At 53.9% G+C, this 15,724-nt stretch carries 16 protein-coding genes and 1 tRNA gene; 8 read left to right on the forward strand and 9 right to left on the reverse strand.

The window, feature by feature from the left end; all coding sequences use genetic code 11:
* The first annotated feature begins 153 nt into the window (after window positions 1-153).
* Window positions 154-861, forward strand: coding sequence for a DUF1223 domain-containing protein (locus AB9F27_RS02330; protein ID WP_335584836.1), 708 nt, complete (start codon window positions 154-156; stop codon window positions 859-861).
* Here AB9F27_RS02330 and AB9F27_RS02335 read toward each other — a convergent pair.
* Together AB9F27_RS02335 and purB are read right to left on the reverse strand one after the other, a co-directional pair.
* Window positions 858-1,991 (reverse strand): FliG C-terminal domain-containing protein, encoded by a 1,134-nt coding sequence (locus AB9F27_RS02335; RefSeq protein WP_335584837.1) that lies wholly within the window; start codon window positions 1,989-1,991, stop codon window positions 858-860. The two genes, AB9F27_RS02330 and AB9F27_RS02335, sit on opposite strands and share 4 nt — an antisense overlap.
* A 163-nt stretch (window positions 1,992-2,154) precedes the next feature.
* Window positions 2,155-3,462: an adenylosuccinate lyase gene (purB, locus tag AB9F27_RS02340; RefSeq protein WP_335584838.1), complete on the reverse strand. Its 1,308-nt coding sequence runs from the start codon at window positions 3,460-3,462 to the stop codon at window positions 2,155-2,157.
* 105 nt (window positions 3,463-3,567) lie between these two features.
* Between purB and AB9F27_RS02345 the strand changes: the two genes are divergently transcribed.
* Complete coding sequence (locus AB9F27_RS02345) at window positions 3,568-3,999, forward strand: DUF6314 family protein (protein ID WP_335584839.1); 432 nt, start codon at window positions 3,568-3,570, stop codon at window positions 3,997-3,999.
* On the opposite strand, the gene AB9F27_RS02350 is transcribed toward AB9F27_RS02345, so the two are convergent.
* Window positions 3,968-5,191, reverse strand: a complete 1,224-nt coding sequence (locus AB9F27_RS02350; protein WP_369757503.1) for an alpha/beta fold hydrolase — start codon at window positions 5,189-5,191, stop codon at window positions 3,968-3,970. The genes AB9F27_RS02345 and AB9F27_RS02350 overlap by 32 nt on opposite strands.
* 152 nt (window positions 5,192-5,343) lie before the next feature.
* Between AB9F27_RS02350 and AB9F27_RS02355 the strand changes: the two genes are divergently transcribed.
* On the forward strand, window positions 5,344-5,604 hold the full coding sequence (locus AB9F27_RS02355; protein WP_369757504.1) for a hypothetical protein: 261 nt from the start codon (window positions 5,344-5,346) through the stop codon (window positions 5,602-5,604).
* Between the two features lie 20 nt (window positions 5,605-5,624).
* Here AB9F27_RS02355 and glnA read toward each other — a convergent pair whose 3' ends face one another.
* Both glnA and AB9F27_RS02365 read right to left on the reverse strand, forming a co-directional pair.
* Window positions 5,625-7,031, reverse strand: a complete 1,407-nt coding sequence (gene glnA / locus AB9F27_RS02360) for a type I glutamate--ammonia ligase (RefSeq protein WP_335584842.1) — start codon at window positions 7,029-7,031, stop codon at window positions 5,625-5,627.
* Between the two features lie 59 nt (window positions 7,032-7,090).
* Window positions 7,091-7,429: a P-II family nitrogen regulator gene (locus tag AB9F27_RS02365; protein ID WP_335584843.1), complete on the reverse strand. Its 339-nt coding sequence runs from the start codon at window positions 7,427-7,429 to the stop codon at window positions 7,091-7,093.
* A gap of 246 nt (window positions 7,430-7,675) precedes the next feature.
* Here AB9F27_RS02365 and AB9F27_RS02370 point away from each other — a divergent pair, with 246 nt between their 5' ends.
* Window positions 7,676-9,196: an NAD(P)H-hydrate dehydratase gene (locus AB9F27_RS02370; RefSeq protein WP_335584844.1), complete on the forward strand. Its 1,521-nt coding sequence runs from the start codon at window positions 7,676-7,678 to the stop codon at window positions 9,194-9,196.
* Here AB9F27_RS02370 and AB9F27_RS02375 read toward each other — a convergent pair.
* Window positions 9,177-9,704 (reverse strand): Hint domain-containing protein, encoded by a 528-nt coding sequence (locus AB9F27_RS02375; RefSeq protein ID WP_335584845.1) that lies wholly within the window; start codon window positions 9,702-9,704, stop codon window positions 9,177-9,179. The genes AB9F27_RS02370 and AB9F27_RS02375 overlap by 20 nt on opposite strands.
* A 240-nt stretch (window positions 9,705-9,944) precedes the next feature.
* Here AB9F27_RS02375 and AB9F27_RS02380 point away from each other — a divergent pair.
* The 4 genes from AB9F27_RS02380 to AB9F27_RS02395 all read left to right on the forward strand — a co-directional run bounded on the left by AB9F27_RS02380 (window position 9,945) and on the right by AB9F27_RS02395 (window position 12,155).
* Window positions 9,945-10,028: transfer RNA gene (locus AB9F27_RS02380), tRNA-Leu, on the forward strand.
* Between the two features lie 150 nt (window positions 10,029-10,178).
* Window positions 10,179-10,421 (forward strand): hypothetical protein, encoded by a 243-nt coding sequence (locus AB9F27_RS02385; protein WP_335584846.1) that lies wholly within the window; start codon window positions 10,179-10,181, stop codon window positions 10,419-10,421.
* Between the two features lie 36 nt (window positions 10,422-10,457).
* Complete coding sequence (locus AB9F27_RS02390; RefSeq protein WP_369757505.1) at window positions 10,458-10,673, forward strand: hypothetical protein; 216 nt, start codon at window positions 10,458-10,460, stop codon at window positions 10,671-10,673.
* Window positions 10,674-11,792: 1,119 nt separating this feature from the next.
* Window positions 11,793-12,155, forward strand: a complete 363-nt coding sequence (locus AB9F27_RS02395) for a hypothetical protein (protein ID WP_335586740.1) — start codon at window positions 11,793-11,795, stop codon at window positions 12,153-12,155.
* Between the two features lie 146 nt (window positions 12,156-12,301).
* Here AB9F27_RS02395 and AB9F27_RS02400 read toward each other — a convergent pair whose 3' ends face one another.
* The 3 genes from AB9F27_RS02400 to AB9F27_RS02410 form a co-directional block, all read right to left on the reverse strand.
* A complete protein-coding gene (locus tag AB9F27_RS02400; protein ID WP_335586739.1) occupies window positions 12,302-12,892 on the reverse strand; it encodes a transposase in 591 nt (196 codons plus the stop codon).
* Between the two features lie 276 nt (window positions 12,893-13,168).
* The gene (locus AB9F27_RS02405; RefSeq protein ID WP_335586738.1) at window positions 13,169-14,086 is read right to left on the reverse strand and encodes an acyltransferase family protein; all 918 of its coding nucleotides are present in this window, start codon (window positions 14,084-14,086) and stop codon (window positions 13,169-13,171) included.
* Between the two features lie 501 nt (window positions 14,087-14,587).
* Entirely contained in the window at window positions 14,588-15,109 is a 522-nt protein-coding gene (locus AB9F27_RS02410; RefSeq protein ID WP_335586737.1) for a hypothetical protein, read from the reverse strand.
* Between the last annotated feature and the right edge of the window lie 615 nt (window positions 15,110-15,724).

A 15,724-nucleotide genomic window follows, 5' to 3' on the forward strand; every position in this document is an offset into this window, starting at 1 on the left:
TTGTATACCATTGTACACGATTTTTACGCCAAGAGAGGGTTTTTTCCCGATTTTGACGCGCGGGCACCACACGCGGCGCTCGCAAATGGTTGATTGGCGCTTTTACTGGTGTTTCAATACAAGGTTAAGAAACAGATGTATCGGAAAGATTTTATGACGGCAATTTGGACACGCGCAGCACGCGCCCTTGCACTCTCTCTTGGCTTTAGTGCGATTTGCGGTGCCGCCAATGCGCAGTCTGGACCTGTTGTCGTGGAACTTTATACCTCTCAGGGGTGCTCGTCTTGTCCACCTGCGGATGCGCTTTTGGATCAATTGGCGCAGCGTCGCGACATTATCGCCTTGGGGCTGCATGTCGATTATTGGGACTACATCGGATGGAAAGATGTCTTTGGCGACCCCGCCTTTACCGAACGCCAGCGCAATTATAGCCGCGCGGCGGGAACGACGGTTGTGTATACCCCGCAAATGGTGATTGGCGGGGTTGAACATGTGGTTGGCAACAAACCTGCCGATGTTGAGCGAGCGATTAAGAAAGCCATGGGCGTGGTTTCCCCTGTCACGCTTTCGGTGGTTAAAAACGGCCCGCTGTTCGTGATCGAGGCGCAGTCCAAGCAACGTGCGGATATGGTGGTGCAATTGGTGCGGTTCGTGCCAAATCAATCGGTAAAAATTCGCGGGGGCGAGAACAATGGTCGGGAAGTGTCGTATTCCAATATCGTGACCGATTGGCGGGTGCTTAAGAAGTGGAACGGCGCAACGCCTTTTACGGTAAAAGTTGATCCCAAGGGCGCGCATCATGCGATCATCATTCAGCGCGCGGGGCATGGCCAGATTTTGGCCGCGGCGCGTTTGGACTAATCTTCGGGCGGATCATCATCCATTCTCAGGAAGATTTCGCCCGCCGCCTCAAGTTGACGGACCGAAGCCACAAGTTTGGTTTGGGCCTCATCAGAATCTTTGGCTTTGATAACTCCCGCTTCTTCCATTTCTTCGAGGAGGCTTGCCGACAGTCGTTTGGACATGCTTGCGAGAACAAAGTCGACGGTCGCATTGTCTCCCCCTTGTTTGGCCGCGGCCAGTGCGGTCACAAGATCGGCCTGATCTACGCCGCGCAAAACCTTGGCCATGTCCCGGGGGTGAATGCGTTGGGGAATATTGGCGAAGGTGAAAATCGCTTTGCGCACAAGGGCGCCGAACTCCTTGTCATCCTCGTCCAACCCGTCCAAAACCTCATCGCGCCGCGTGGCGGCCGAGAAGTTCAGGATTGCGCCAACGCGGTCAACGGGGTCGTCATCAAAGGCGACGGGGGGCTGATTATTAAGTTGGGTCGCGAGGGACACGCCGATACGGCGCACGGCCTCTGGGGTGACGGATTTGGTTTGGGAAATCGCATAGGCAATGCGGCGGGCGCGTTCGCCCGCGATCATGCCAAGCAGTTCCGCGGCGCGGGGCACGGCGAGTTTTGAAATCATCACCGCGCAAATTTCAATTGCTTCGGTTTCAAGCGCCCCCAAAAGGACATCCAGCGGTAAATCGACCACTTTTTCCCAAGGATCGCCGTAGAAAACACCCCCCGCTTCGCGGCGCAAGCGCGTGACCATCGAGGGGGAAAGGGCGCCCTCTAGAACCTTGAGCGCGCCGTCGAGGCCACCGGGGAAAAACATGCCGACGCTTTCGATTTCCGAGAGGAATTCCTCAATGACGGAGATCATGGTTTCGCGAGAGATACTTTTCATACTGCCCATGGAACGGGTCAGCGTGTGTTGTAATTCCTCGGGAAAATCCGAAATTGGCAGCTTCGCGCCATCCGAGAGGAGGAGGCGTACGATGATCGCCGCTTTTTGCGCGCGGGAGAGTTTGGGCGTGAGGCCCGCACGGGGGGGCGTTGCGGGGAAAGACGGTGACGCGGGAAAATCACTTCCAAAGGAATCGTCCATGCGCGGTAGATCTAGGGGGAAATCCCCGATGGGGGCTAGGGCTGTGCTCATGTGTGTCTCTCCATTCTGGATGTCTTAGGAATGCACCACAGATGTTAAGAGAGGCTTTAAGAATACGAGTTTACGAAAATTGTCAGCAGTTTTTTCGCGTGGGTATGAAAAATCCCGCCAGAGGGTGTCTGGCGGGATGATAAGGAGCGAAATTAGCGCGGGATTAGCTTTTGCCAAAGACCCGCGCAAAGATCGTATCGACGTGTTTTGTGTGATAGCCGAGGTCGAATTTCTCCTCGATCGCTTCAACGCCAAGGGCTTTTACGACGGCGTCATCGGCGAGCAATTCAGTTTTGAAATCACAGCCCGTTTCCCAGACTTTCATCGCGTTGCGTTGCACCATGCTGTAGGAATCTTCGCGCGAGACGCCTGCTTGGGTGAGGGCAAGAAGGACGCGTTGCGACATCACGAGGCCGGGGAATTTGTTCATGTTGGCGAGCATATTCTCGGGGTAAACCAAGAGTTTGTCGATCACACTTGTCAGACGCGCGAGGGCGAAATCGAGGGTGATTGTGGCGTCTGGGCCGATGTTGCGCTCGACCGAGGAGTGCGAAATATCGCGCTCGTGCCAGAGGGCGACGTTTTCCAAAGCGGGGATCACGGTCATGCGGACAAGACGCGCGAGGCCTGTGAGGTTTTCCGTCAGAACGGGGTTTTTCTTGTGCGGCATCGCAGAAGAACCCTTTTGGCCCATCGAGAAAAATTCAGCCGCTTCAAGCACTTCGGTGCGTTGCATGTGGCGGATTTCGGTGGAGATATTTTCAACCGTTGAGGAGACAACACCGAGGGCGGCGAAGAAAGCAGCGTGGCGGTCGCGTGGGATGACTTGGGTGGAAATGGGCTCGGGCTCAAGGCCGAGTTGGGCGCAGACATATTCTTCTACGGCGGGGTCGATATTGGCGAAAGTGCCGACCGCGCCAGAAATCGCGCCTGTGGAAATTTCTTCGCGGGCGGTTTTGAGGCGGCGCAAGTTGCGGTCCATTTCGGCGTAGAAACGCGCGAAGGTAAGGCCCATTGTTGTGGGTTCCGCGTGGATGCCGTGCGAGCGGCCTATACGGATGGTGTTTTTATGCTCAAGCGCGCGGCGTTTGAGGGCAGCCATCAGGCCTTTTGCGTCTTCGATCAGGATGTCGGCGGCGCGGACAAGTTGGACGTTGAAACAGGTGTCCAAAACATCGGAACTGGTCATGCCTTGATGCACGAAACGCGCTTCGTCTGCGCCGACATGTTCGGCGAGATGCGTGAGGAAGGCGATGACGTCATGTTTGGTTTCGGCTTCGATTTCGTCGATCCGCGCCACGTCAAATTCTACGTCTTTGGCTTTCCAAACGGCGTCGGCGTTTTCGCGCGGGATGACGCCAATATTGGCCATGGCTTCGCAGGCGTGGGCCTCGATTTCATACCAGATTTTGAATTTGGTTTCAGGTGACCAAATGGCAACCATTTCGGGGCGAGAATAACGAGGGATCATGGGGTAGCCTTTTTTAGGGAAACAGACATGGCAGAGGCGCGCGGCTTCTCATAGACTGACGGGGCACAGGCGGCAAGGCCGCGCGGCGCAAAGGGGTGCGACAAAGTGAGTTTTTCACCAGATTTAATGGATTTTAGCGGCGAATGGGCGTTGGAACGCGATATTCAGAGCGAAATTGCGGGTCAGGCGGGGCGGTTTTCGGGGCGGGCGTGGTTTTGCGCGGCCGAGGGGGGCTTGGCCTATCGCGAGGTTGGGAAGCTGCATCTTGGGGCGGCGGTGCTTCAGGCGGAGCGGCGGTATTTTTGGCGCGAGGCGGCGGGCGAGATTGAGGTTTTGTTTGCCGATGGGCGTCCGTTTCACAGCTTCACCCCCGCCCAAACGGTGGCCACGCATTTTTGCGATCCTGACGTGTATCAAGTGGCCTATGATTTTTCGAAGTGGCCGCAGTGGTCTTCGCGCTGGCGCGTTTCAGGGCCGCGCAAAGACTATGTGATGACCAGCCGCTTTAGTCCCGTTTTGCGCCCAGAGCCGTCGTGATTTGGGACTTTTTCTCGAGCGTTTGATGCACGGGGCAGCGATCGGCAATTTCGAGAAGGCGCGCGCGTTGGGTCGCATCGAGGGAGCCCGTGAGGTGGATTTCGCGGTGGAAACTATCAATTTTTTGCGGCGTCGTTTGACAGGCGTCTTGGGCGTGGACCTTATTATGGGTCACGTCGACCTGAACCGAGTCCAGCGGCCAGCTCTTGCGACGGGCATACATGCGGATGGTCATGGAGGTACAGGCGCCAAGGCCGGCGGCGAGGAAGCCATAGGGCGACATGCCCTGATTTGTGCCGCCATAGGCGTGGGGTTCATCGGCTAATGCATGATGAAACGGGCCAGAGGTGACGTCTTGCAGGAAGCCCGATGGATCGGCCTCCGAGACGCGCACAATCCCTTCGGGCGCGCCAATCGGCGGGGCAGGGGGCGCGAGTTTGAGGTAGCGCGAGGCCCATGTAGCAATCACTTCGGCGACATATTCGGCATCTTCGGGGCGGGTCAGAAGGTGGTCGGCGCTATCTAATGTGACGAAACTTTTGGGGTGTTTGGCGGCGGTGAAAATATCGGCGGCGTTGTCGATGCTGACAATTTCATCGCGGGGCGCATGCATCACCATGAGCGCGGCTTTGAGCTGGGCCAAATCGGGCAGGATGGGGGCGTTGGCGATGTCGTCGATAAAGGTTTTACCAATGGTAACCGGACGGCCGCCAAGTTCGACTTGGGCGGAGCCTTGGGCGTTGATTGTCGCGAGATCGTTCTCAAATAAATGCGCCACATGCGACGGGTCGGCAGGGGCGCCGATGGTGGCCACGGCTTTGATGTTGGGTAAGGAGAGCGCCGCGCGCAGGACCGCCGCGCCACCCAAAGAGTGGCCGATGAGGAGGGATGCGGGGGAGCCGATACTCTCAAGATGGGCCGCAGCAGCGAGGAGATCTTGGGCGTTGCTGGTGAAGTTTGTATTGCCAAATTCACCGTCTGAATGTCCCAAGCCCGTGAAATCAAACCGCAAAACGGCAATGCCCATTGAGGCAAGGCGCGCAGAAATCCTACGGGCGGCGGGGATGTCTTTGCCACAGGTGAAACAATGCGCGAAAATCGCGGTCGCCAAATGCGGTCCGTCGGGTCGATCAAAACGGGCGGCGAGCTTGTCGCCATCATGGCCGACAAAAGTGAGTTTTTGGGGGGGCATTGGACTTCCTTGTTGCAGGATTTGAGAATGGGGTGCGGGGGCGATTTGGGCAAGGGGGGACGGGGGCACCTCACGCATTGGTGAGGCGGCGCGGGTCTTTGTGAGGTCGAAATTGGGCCGGTGTTCGGGGCGGGGTCGCCTAAACTTGCGTTATGATCGAGATCTTGAATACGTTCCATCCGCCCGAGCAAGCCACGCGCGCCTGTGCGCCGCGTATGCCAGGACTTGCGCCGCTTGGGTTTACGGATTGGCTTCAGATTTCGGAGGTTTACGGGCCGCAGATGGCGTTGCGGCGGGAGTTGTTGGATTTGGTTTTGGCACAGGTTGCGGTGGCTCGAGCCCCGCCTTTGGCGACTCTGGCGCAATCAGAGGCATTCGAAAAACGAAAAAGGGCGCCCGAAGACGCCCTTTAAGATATTGAAACCGTTAAATATTAACAGCTGTAGTACATTTGGAATTCCACAGGGTGTGGTGTGTGTTCAAAAGTGTAAACTTCTTCCCATTTGAGGGCTGCGTAGCCTTCGATTTGGTCTTTTGTGAACACGTCGCCCTTGAGCAGGAAGTCGTGATCCGCTGCCAATTCTTCGAGCGCTTCACGCAAGGACGCACAAACCGTCGGGATGCCAGAAAGCTCTTCTGGTGGCAGGTCATAGAGGTTTTTGTCGGACGCCGCACCGGGATCGATTTTGTTGAGGATGCCGTCAAGGCCAGCCATCAACAAGGCTGCAAAGCAAAGGTAGGGGTTTGCTGCGGGATCAGGGAAACGCGCTTCAACGCGTTTTGCCTTGGGGGATTCCGAGAACGGAATACGCACACAACCAGAGCGGTTGGACGCGGAATAGGCGCGCAGAACGGGGGCTTCAAAACCAGGGATCAAACGCTTGTAGGAGTTTGTCGATGGGTTTGTGAAGGCGTTCAAAGCTTTGGCGTGCTTGAGGATACCACCGATGAAGTACAAAGCTTCTTGGGAGAGATCCGCGTATTTGTCGCCCGCAAAGAGCGGCTTGCCGTCTTTCCAGATCGACATGTTTACGTGCATGCCAGAGCCGTTGTCGCCATAGATTGGTTTTGGCATGAAGGTCGCGGATTTGCCATAGGCGTGCGCGACGTTATGCACAATGTATTTGTATTTTTGCAGGTGATCGGCTTGCTCGGTGAGCGTGCCAAAGATCAGGCCAAGCTCGTGCTGACAGGAGGCAACCTCGTGGTGGTGCTTGTCAACTTTCATGCCCATACGCTTCATAGTGGAAAGCATTTCGGAGCGAATGTCTTGGGCATCGTCGATTGGGTTGACGGGGAAGTAGCCGCCTTTGAGACCAGGACGGTGGCCCATGTTGCCCATTTCGACTTCTGCGTCTGTATTCCAAGAAGCGTCCAGCGCGTCAACTTCGTAAGACACTTTGTTGATCGAGTTGGAGAAGCGCACATTGTCAAACAGGAAGAATTCAGCTTCTGGGCCGAAATAGGACGTGTCACCTACGCCGGAAGCGATGAGGTAAGCTTCAGCTTTTTCCGCGGTGCCACGTGGGTCGCGGGAGTAGGCTTCGCCGGTATCAGGCTCAACAACGGAGCAGTGAATGCAGAGTGTTTTTTCCGCATAGAACGGGTCCATATAGACCGATTTTGGGTCTGGGATCAATTTCATGTCGGATTCGTTGATCGCTTTCCAGCCCGCGATGGACGAGCCGTCAAACATGAACCCGTCTTCGAAGAAATCTTCGTCGACGATGTCTGAGATCAAGGTGACGTGTTGGAGTTTGCCACGTGGGTCTGTGAAACGAACGTCCACATATTCAACATTTTCGTCGGCAATAAGTTTGAGAACGGCAGCTATGCTCATCTGTTTCTCTTCCCTCTGGTTTAGTGTTAGATTAGAACCGCTTGCGCGGCGTTGTTAACTTACAATGCGTCTTCGTTGGTTTCGCCGGTCCGGATGCGGATGGCCTGTTCAATGGAGGACACAAAGATTTTGCCATCGCCGATTTTGTCGGTTTTAGCAGCATTGATAATGGCTTCGATTGCGGCATCTACCTGATCGGTGGCCAGCACGATTTCGATTTTTACTTTGGGCAGGAAATCGACAACATATTCGGCGCCACGGTAAAGCTCCGTGTGGCCCTTCTGACGGCCGAAACCCTTGACTTCAATTACCGAAAGACCCTGAACGCCAACTTCTTGGAGCGCTTCTTTTACCTCGTCCAATTTGAACGGTTTGATAATGGCTTCAATTTTTTTCATTGTGCGTCTCCTTTGAATGGGTCGGGGAATCTCCGCTGTCGAAGTGTTCAGAACACTTTCCTAATCAGGGAACAATTGGCTATGCTGACGCATCCACGGTGGGGGCGGGGAATCTGGGCGTTAAGTTCGTTAATTGTGCGATTTGATTAAAAATAGGGCAGTATGAAAACTTTTGGGGCAATGCAGGTCCAGAGGTTTCGGACTGGTGACTTTGATTTCCTCAGGAATAAGTTTGAAAGTGAAGTTATGACGGACCTTATAACAGCGGCGCAAATGCGCGGTGTCGAACAAGCTGCGATCACGTCGGGCGCGGTCACAGGGCTTGAGTTGATGGAGCGGGCAGGGCGCGGCGTAGTGGCGGCCATTTTTGAGGAATGGCCAGAATTTGCGCAGTCCGGCGGGCGCGCAGTTGTGCTCTGTGGGCCGGGAAATAATGGCGGCGACGGCTTTGTGATTGCGCGTTTGTTGCGGGAGTGGGGCTGGGAGGTGGAGGTTTGTTTGTGGGGCGGTCCTGCGCGGCTTCCGCCCGACGCCAAGGCGAACTATGTGCGTTGGTGTGAACTTGGCGCGGTGCATCCATTGGGGGAGCCGGTATTTGAGGCGGCAGAGTTGGTGGTGGATGCCCTGTTTGGCACGGGACTTACGCGGAAGTTAGAAGGGCTTGAGAAAACGGCATTGGCGATGAAGGACAGGGGGGCAGCAGGGCGTCCCAAGGTTGTCGCGGTGGATGTGCCAAGTGGTTTGAGTGCGGATAGTGGCCGTTATGTGGGGGAAATCGCCGTTGAAGGGCGCATTTCTGCGGATCTGACGGTGAGTTTTCATCGGGCCAAAACGGGGCATTACTTGGCGGATGGCCCTGCGGCCTGCGGGCGGTTGGTGGTCAAGGATATTGGTTTGGACGGATTTTGTGTGTCTGGGGAGGGAGTCCGTTTGGCGAGCCCGAATGCGGAAAGGCTCCAAAAACGAGGCGAAGGGCATAAGTTTTCCCATGGACATGCGTTTGTGCTGTGCGGGGGTGTTGGCCACGGCGGCGCGGCGCGGTTGGCGGCGCGCGGGGCTTTGCGGATTGGCGCGGGGTTGGTGACGCTCGGGTGCCCTCCGGCGGCGATTTTGGAAAACGCCTGCCAGCTTAATGCGGTGATGCTGGCGCGGGTTGCGGATAGGGCGGGGTTGACGGAAATCCTTGAAGATAGCCGGATCAACGCGCTTTGTGTGGGGCCGGGGCTCGGGAGCCGCGCCGAGACGCGGGGTCTGGTTCGGGCGGTGCTTTTGGCGCGGCGCGCGAGCGTGGTGGATGCCGATGGCTTGTCGGCGTTTGCAACGGCCCCTGCGGATTTGTTTGAGATGTTGCATGAGGCATGTGTTTTGACGCCCCATGCGGGCGAATTTGCACGGTTATTTCCGGATATCGCAGAGCATTTGTCGGCAGAATGTACCAAGGTTGATGCCGTGCGAGAGGCTGCTGCACGAGCGGGATGTGTGGTTTTGTTGAAAGGGGCGGATACGGTGATTGCGACCCCAGAGGGGCGGGCTTGTATTAACGCAGCCGCCTATGAACGCGCGGCGCCGTGGTTGGCAACGGCGGGGTCGGGAGATGTTTTGGCGGGGTTTATCACAGGGCTTCTGGCGCGCGGATTTGCGCCCTATGAGGCGGCGCAGACGGCAGCTTGGCTGCATGTGGACTGCGCCCGCACTTTTGGAGCGGGGTTGATTTCCGAGGACTTGCCGGAGGTTTTACCGAGCGTTCTTAAGCGTTTACACGGATAGGCGGCGCGCTGGCGACTTCGAGACCGTCCACATAGAGAATATGCGGCGTTTCAAACTCAAGCACAAAGAATACAGTCTCTGTGGCGGTTTCGCGTGCAATGAAGTGACCGTCCGCAAGGCGGCTTACGGGCACCAAAGCTTCGGCCTCGCCAAACATCGCTTTTGCCCGCCAGTCGCGCAACAAAATGCGTTGCCCTTCGGCGACCAGAAGTTCGCTTGCGGGACGATCATGCCCCAAGACGCTGGCGCGAATGCGGTAGGCCGAGTCGGAGCGGGTTGTGGTGACGGCTTTGAGCTGCGCCATGCCGATATCGCGCGTGATAATGCGGTCCCCCGCGCGCAGATGCTCGACCAGCATTTCGCCCTTCAGCGTCAGGACAATACTTCCCGTCGCAAAGCCGGACGGCAAAGTTGGCCCAGTGTCTTCAATTTTCCGCGCAAGATTCATCACAAGACACGCCTGGGGAGCGTTCCCTGTTTGCGCGCGCCGGACCGTTTTCGGTTTCATAGACGTGCTCTCTTTTAACCTGCCTCAAGGTTTTCCTCAACCTAGGGCACAAAGGGGGAGACTGAGGTTTTTTTTGGCGGAAATTCGTTAATATTTGATTGATGTTGCCCCGAAGACTCGCATTGGGGGCAGCTGTTTTGGCAGGACGGCGAAAAAACTTTAATAATGGCGCATTTTCCACTCGCATAGGGGAAACCTCTAGGCTAGAAGGGCGCGAATGGTGGCCTCGGCCCCATGAGTGCGGGTGTGGCGGAATGGTAGACGCACCAGATTTAGGTTCTGGCGCCGCGAGGCGTGGAGGTTCGAGTCCTCTCACCCGCACCAATATTTTTCCCTTATGCAGTGATATCCCTTATTTATATAAGGTTATACAGGGGTTTATGGTGGGCGTTTCGTACTGGAATGCGCTAAAATCCATTAAAATTGACATGTCATTACGACGAATTACGAATTTTCCGAGCGGGAGAATTTGAAATGGCGTCTATTAAAAAGCTGCAAACCGGCAAATGGCAGGCGCAAGTCGCCATGCAGGGTATACGAAAATCCAAGTCATTTGAGAAGCGCGTTGATGCTAAAGACTGGGCGGCGCGCCAAGAGTTTTTGATTCGAGAAGGGGAGGTTTCGGGATCGACTGAGACCATGCGCGATGCATTGCTGCGATATGCGCGGGAAGTCTCGCCGTCAAAGCGGGGCGCGAAGTGGGAGCCGGAACTGTAAATCGCGAAATGACCCTCTTGTCGGGCGTGTTTAGCATTGCGCGCAAACGTCGCCGCGATGAAAGAACTGCTCAAGCAGGCAGAGCGCAGCGAGCTAGAAAGTCTGGCGGGCAAAGCGCGCGGCGACGGCAAAGCCAAGGGGAAACCGCTGGGCAAAAAGGGGCAACAAAGCAAAGACGCGCGCGAGATCACCACCACCGCCGAGGGCGGGGTTGCGGCGCATTTGCCGAGTTATTCAGAATTCAAACATTAGGGGGCCGAGGTGGCGATAGATTTTCCCTTTGCTTGCCTTGATTGGGAGGAAAAACTCAAAGCGGGGGAAACGCCGATTTGTGATCTGCCGATCGATAGTAAGAAGGCTGACCAGGCAGAGGCGATTTACAATTCCCTGCGGCTTCCGGATGTGATCGGCCAGCCGTGTGGCCGGCGTTGGAGAAGACGGGGGGCACGCAACGGCTGAAAATAACAGAACATAAGGCAGAGCAATGGCCTCTGCATTGAAAAATGGCCTGTAAACATTTTTGAGGCTACCAGTGCGGCTCAATTATCTTTGCCTCCTGTGTCATCCCCCCTTCGCCTTAACTGGCGAAGGGGGGATTTTGCGTTCTGGGCAATTTCCAGAGAATTGGATTTGTTTCTTTGTTAGGCCTACAAAAAATGCCGACTTGGTTAGGTGCTCCGAGGCCTTGAAAATTGGCATGGCGAAGAAACAGGGCTGTATTTGATCGGGGTGCCATGATGCTTCTATTGAGCAACCAGCGTGCTTCCGAGCGCCAGCTTTGCCTCTTGGGGCATGGTTGATGTCGTGCTGCCGGGGGGGGGCGAGCAAGTCGCAAGAGCTGACATTCGCTGCATTGTAGAAAACTGGTAAAGTGGGCTCGGACCCGCCGTTCGCTGCACAATGCACCGAGGTCCGGTTTGGGCCGTTCACGACATTGATGTGCGAGTGAGTTGGCCTAATTGCTGCATCACGCATATTTCGGTAATAAGGGCGGTGAGCCGCCATTCGCTGCACTCGGCATCAAGGTCTGCTATGCGCAGAAATCGCCCTTTGCAAAGCCCTAATCAATGATCTCGAAGGAGGGCTGAAACCTGCACCATTGTCACAAGTAGATCTTATGCCGCGACGCAGCTTTTCTAAACCAGCCATTCGTGCATCACGCAGCATCATGGCTGGCTCCGTTTGAAACAGTATCTTAAACAATTTTTCCGAAAATCGCGCTGTGGTGTACTTTGTCGAGCATTCGCGGTAGGCGTTTGGAGATGCGATGTCGTATCTGGCACGCATGACTAATTCCAAATAAATTTGGTTTGGCACGCTTTACGGCTGCTTCTCCAGATGATCCGAGAAATCGGACGAAAGGTATATTACATGGAACTTCCAGCAGCGATCCAAGGCGAGTCACTTACACGACTATTACAGGGCTTCGGCCTTGGTGCAGTTGTCGCAATAGGTGTCGGATTTGGTTGGGGTGGCTGGACTTTGGGCAGCACCGCCGCTGAGCAAAGTGCGACCGAAACGTCTGCTGCGGTCGTCGCCGCTCTGGCGCCGATTTGCGTTAAAAACTTCCAAGCCGACTCTCAGGCAACTGCCAACATGACGGAGCTTTTGGCTGAATCAAGCTACAAAAGGGACAATTTACTGGAGGACGCTGGTTGGGCGACCTTCTCGGGAAGTGATGAGCCAACACCAGGAGTTGCGGAAGAATGCGCGCAGCGATTGGCTGAAGTATAATCAAAAAATGCGGTGACCAATATTATTATTGGTCACCGTGCATGTTGAGGACGGCAGGATTATCTCGACTTGAAGGCCGATCTCCCGAATTGAGGCCAATAGATATATGAAGTCGCTAGTGGCCATTGGCGCGTCGCTCATCTGGGTCAAGCTTCTCTTTGCAGTCTAGTTGATGCCTTGATGGCACCGCTGCACGCATGTGTCAGAACGTCATCCATCTCGATCAACGGTCTGACGACACCGCCAAAGCCGCCGTGCTTTACGGTCATCGGAAGACGAATGCCGAAGATTTTCAGCAACCCACGGACTTCGTTGGCAAGATCCATCGTTTTCTTCAGCAATGCCTTGCGTGTGCTGAGCAAAGCACGCACACCGTGCGCCTCTCGGCTCTTCATATGCACCGGACTAAACCAACCGGTGCGCAGGACTTGAGCGATGCCACGTGCATCATTCTTGTCTGTTTTGTTCCGCATTGCCGACAGCGCTGCATTGACCTGACGTGCTTCCATACACACGACGTTAAAACCTTCTGTCTTCAATCCAAAAAGCAGATGTTGGCTCAGAGTGCCCGCCTCAAAGCCTACCCGTTCAATCGGATAGGGAAACGCGGCAAGGCATTCCGCTATGTCCTTGATCTCACACGGTAGCTCGCGTTCAAGCTGCACCGCACCCTTGCCATCAACAATGCAAACCGCACAGGATCGCAGCGATACGTCTATTCCGGCAAAATATTCCATTTCTCATCTCCCTTGTTCACATCATCCTGTGATCTTATCGGGAGCTCGACCTCAGAGCAGAGGGTAGCCCAATTACGCATGCTTTGGGCCCATACTGTGAATTGAATTTTTGCGTTGCATGCGTTCGCAGCACGAGAAATGCCGCGTGAGCGAGAAATCTGATACTGCTGCGCAGCGGGAAAACCAGCCATTCATGAAAGACGCAGCAAGAATGAGTTTGTCAATTCACACACCCTCCGGACAAAGCTGCCTTTAGCCAAATTGTCTCAGGAAGGATTATTCTCGCGAAGACAACATGCTAGAAATTGCAATCGAGAACGAAATAACCAATGACAACAAAGCCGTGACAGATAGAAACAAGAAGCTGGTATCCATCTGAAACCCACCGGCCCAAAAGAGCATGACTGGGAGGCCGTGCAAAAGATAGACGGGCATTGTCTCTTGGCCCAACAACGCCAATGGTCTGGAACGCGTTGGCAGCATGGCAAGGAATGATATTGATGCAATGATCCCGACGGCAATCATAACCGCACGGTAACCGATGCCAGGTGTGTGGAGCGGTAAATTCGAATACGGATGGGAACCCCACAGCAACCGTATTGAAATGTAGTCAGAAACGAAAACAGCGACCAAAAATATTGAGACGAACAGAATGCAGAGGGGAACGCGGTATTGCGGCACGGCTCTAAAAATTCGTTTGCCATATAGATGCCCAAATATGAATGCGGGAAAGAAAACCAGAGTTCTGGACATGCCGAATTCCAATCCAATTTCGTCAATAAACCCTGCGGCTAACGCGAAAGCGACGCTGAGAAGGAGTGGATATGGTAGTTTTACTGCCAGTGGCAATAGAAGTTTCCAGATAAACAGACTGAACAGAAACCAGACTATCCAAACCGGCGATAAAAAGTTGGTTACCCTTTCCGGTGCGAAATATCCAAGCGCAATAAAGTAGACCACTTGGAAAATGAGGAGAGGCACGAGTAGCCGCCTACAAATTTTGAACAAGCCTCTCGCATCCATGCTCGACTTGGACATCATGCCGCTGATCATCGCAAAAGCAGGGATGTGAAACGTATAGATTGCAAAATAAAGACTGCCGCCATAGCCCTCACTCTCAAGCAGATGTCCCCAAACAACCAACAGAATGAGTGACCCGCGTGCAATGTCTGGCAGATTGTTTCTCGCTTCCAAATGCTCCACCTCTTTGAGTTCCTGCTCTTAAAGCATACAACTTTCCGACTATTCTAGTAAGACCACAGCCTGCCTAATGGCTTCAGAATGAAAGATGGTGGGTAAAGCTTGCAGTCGGGACAGCAGTTTGCGCTCAAACCGGCCATGCGGTGATGCTGCACACCGGGCTCAAAGAGCTAAATGATGCCTGCCGTTGCGCCCATTTGCGGTCGAATCCCGAAAAACGTTGCGTGACCAGCACTTGCCTGCGTTGCCAACGACAGTCGTTGTCATTGGGACTGAAATTACAGCCGTTCGTGTTTGGCGTAGCGAATTCAGCGGCAGAGCCCGAAGGCGACTTTAGAGCTGTTTAGCAGAATGTTATTCTTGGACCGAACGCGTTTGCATTTGGGACAACAGCGCCTGAAGAAACTCTTAATTCAGTGCTTTATCGAAGATACTTTTAAGTACCAGTTTTTTTGAATTTCAAGGCGCGTGCTAAACCTTAGGCAGGCAAGCGCACTAATCCCATTTACTCAGCATTAGGAAAAAAATTGTGACTGCCATATATAAGAAAAACCCGCAGCCACTTACCATGAGGCTCATGAGAATAAATCCCCAGATACCAGGCGTGAAGGAAATACGAAGGTTACTTGGCTCTATGTAAAATGTGGCTTCGTTAAAAAACACGAAATGAATTGTAAGCGCATTCATTATTATCATTACTGGAATGATTTTTATCGGCGGTTTCCCACGTGCCTTCATTGCAGGGGAGGGTAAATCAGCGCCAGGTCGGGCAAATTTGAGCAAAGTAAAGCTCAATGTCACGGCAATCATCACGACAATAAGGTTCGCCTCATTCAGGACAAAGTTTTCCGCCAATTCTGCCGAGTAATACTGCTGTACTGTCGCATAATCTGCATCAAATTTTGAAAGCCACGTTCTCGCCTTTGCTGCCGACTGAACCGGCAATAGATTGATCCATGGGGACAGCAAATTGAGGAACGCTACGGTTAGTCCAGGAGCAAGCATGAGAAGCAGCACGCCAAATCAATCGTTGAGGTCAACTATGCGTAAAAATTTCTTCACTATGCGTCCTTAAACTCGGCTCGTATTCTGTTCTTTTTTGACGAAGTGTAAAAACTCTAAGAGTTCAACCCGTGTGGCCCAGCTTCGAAGACAGGATTGAATATTAGAAATGAAAACAATGACCTTTCACCATCCATAACCCATTGATCTATATAAAGGGAAGGTCGCCATGCCAAGCCTTCAGATGGTTTTGGGAGCTGTCGGTCGCAAGTTCGATTGTTTGGGCGGGGTGGATTTCTTGTGTCGGCCAGCAATTTTGGTGCTGCTATATACGCATCGTTTGCAACGTATCGAGTAAATTGTGGGTAAATGCGGGCACGTTTCATAGCGGGGCAGGATTGAATTTCGTTCATTTCAGAAATATTTTGCCAAACGTAATTACGATTTTTTCACGAAATTTATTTGCAACCAATTGAAATAATTCACAAAGCGTTGCCTCTCACCCGCACCAGTATTTTCGATTTTTCCCTTATTTCGTTCGCCACTTGGTGAATCTTCGCTTGCGGTAGAACTACTGTGCAGTATCTCGCTAGAGGTGAATGTCGGTCTCTACTGGAAGTAGACGTGTTC

This window comes from Falsihalocynthiibacter sp. CO-5D18 (genome assembly GCF_041205445.1).
GTDB lineage: Bacteria > Pseudomonadota > Alphaproteobacteria > Rhodobacterales > Rhodobacteraceae > Falsihalocynthiibacter > Falsihalocynthiibacter arcticus.

Coding starts and splice junctions, on each gene's coding strand:
- AB9F27_RS02330 (WP_335584836.1), top strand. CDS start 154: ATGACGGCAATTTGGACACGCGCAGCACGCGCCCTTGCACTCTCTCTT.
- AB9F27_RS02335 (WP_335584837.1), bottom strand. CDS start 1,991: ATGAGCACAGCCCTAGCCCCCATCGGGGATTTCCCCCTAGATCTACCG.
- purB (WP_335584838.1), bottom strand. CDS start 3,462: ATGATCCCTCGTTATTCTCGCCCCGAAATGGTTGCCATTTGGTCACCT.
- AB9F27_RS02350 (WP_369757503.1), bottom strand. CDS start 5,191: ATGCCCCCCCAAAAACTCACTTTTGTCGGCCATGATGGCGACAAGCTC.
- AB9F27_RS02355 (WP_369757504.1), top strand. CDS start 5,344: ATGATCGAGATCTTGAATACGTTCCATCCGCCCGAGCAAGCCACGCGC.
- glnA (WP_335584842.1), bottom strand. CDS start 7,031: ATGAGCATAGCTGCCGTTCTCAAACTTATTGCCGACGAAAATGTTGAA.
- AB9F27_RS02365 (WP_335584843.1), bottom strand. CDS start 7,429: ATGAAAAAAATTGAAGCCATTATCAAACCGTTCAAATTGGACGAGGTA.
- AB9F27_RS02370 (WP_335584844.1), top strand. CDS start 7,676: ATGACGGACCTTATAACAGCGGCGCAAATGCGCGGTGTCGAACAAGCT.
- AB9F27_RS02375 (WP_335584845.1), bottom strand. CDS start 9,704: ATGAAACCGAAAACGGTCCGGCGCGCGCAAACAGGGAACGCTCCCCAG.
- AB9F27_RS02385 (WP_335584846.1), top strand. CDS start 10,179: ATGGCGTCTATTAAAAAGCTGCAAACCGGCAAATGGCAGGCGCAAGTC.
- AB9F27_RS02395 (WP_335586740.1), top strand. CDS start 11,793: ATGGAACTTCCAGCAGCGATCCAAGGCGAGTCACTTACACGACTATTA.
- AB9F27_RS02400 (WP_335586739.1), bottom strand. CDS start 12,892: ATGGAATATTTTGCCGGAATAGACGTATCGCTGCGATCCTGTGCGGTT.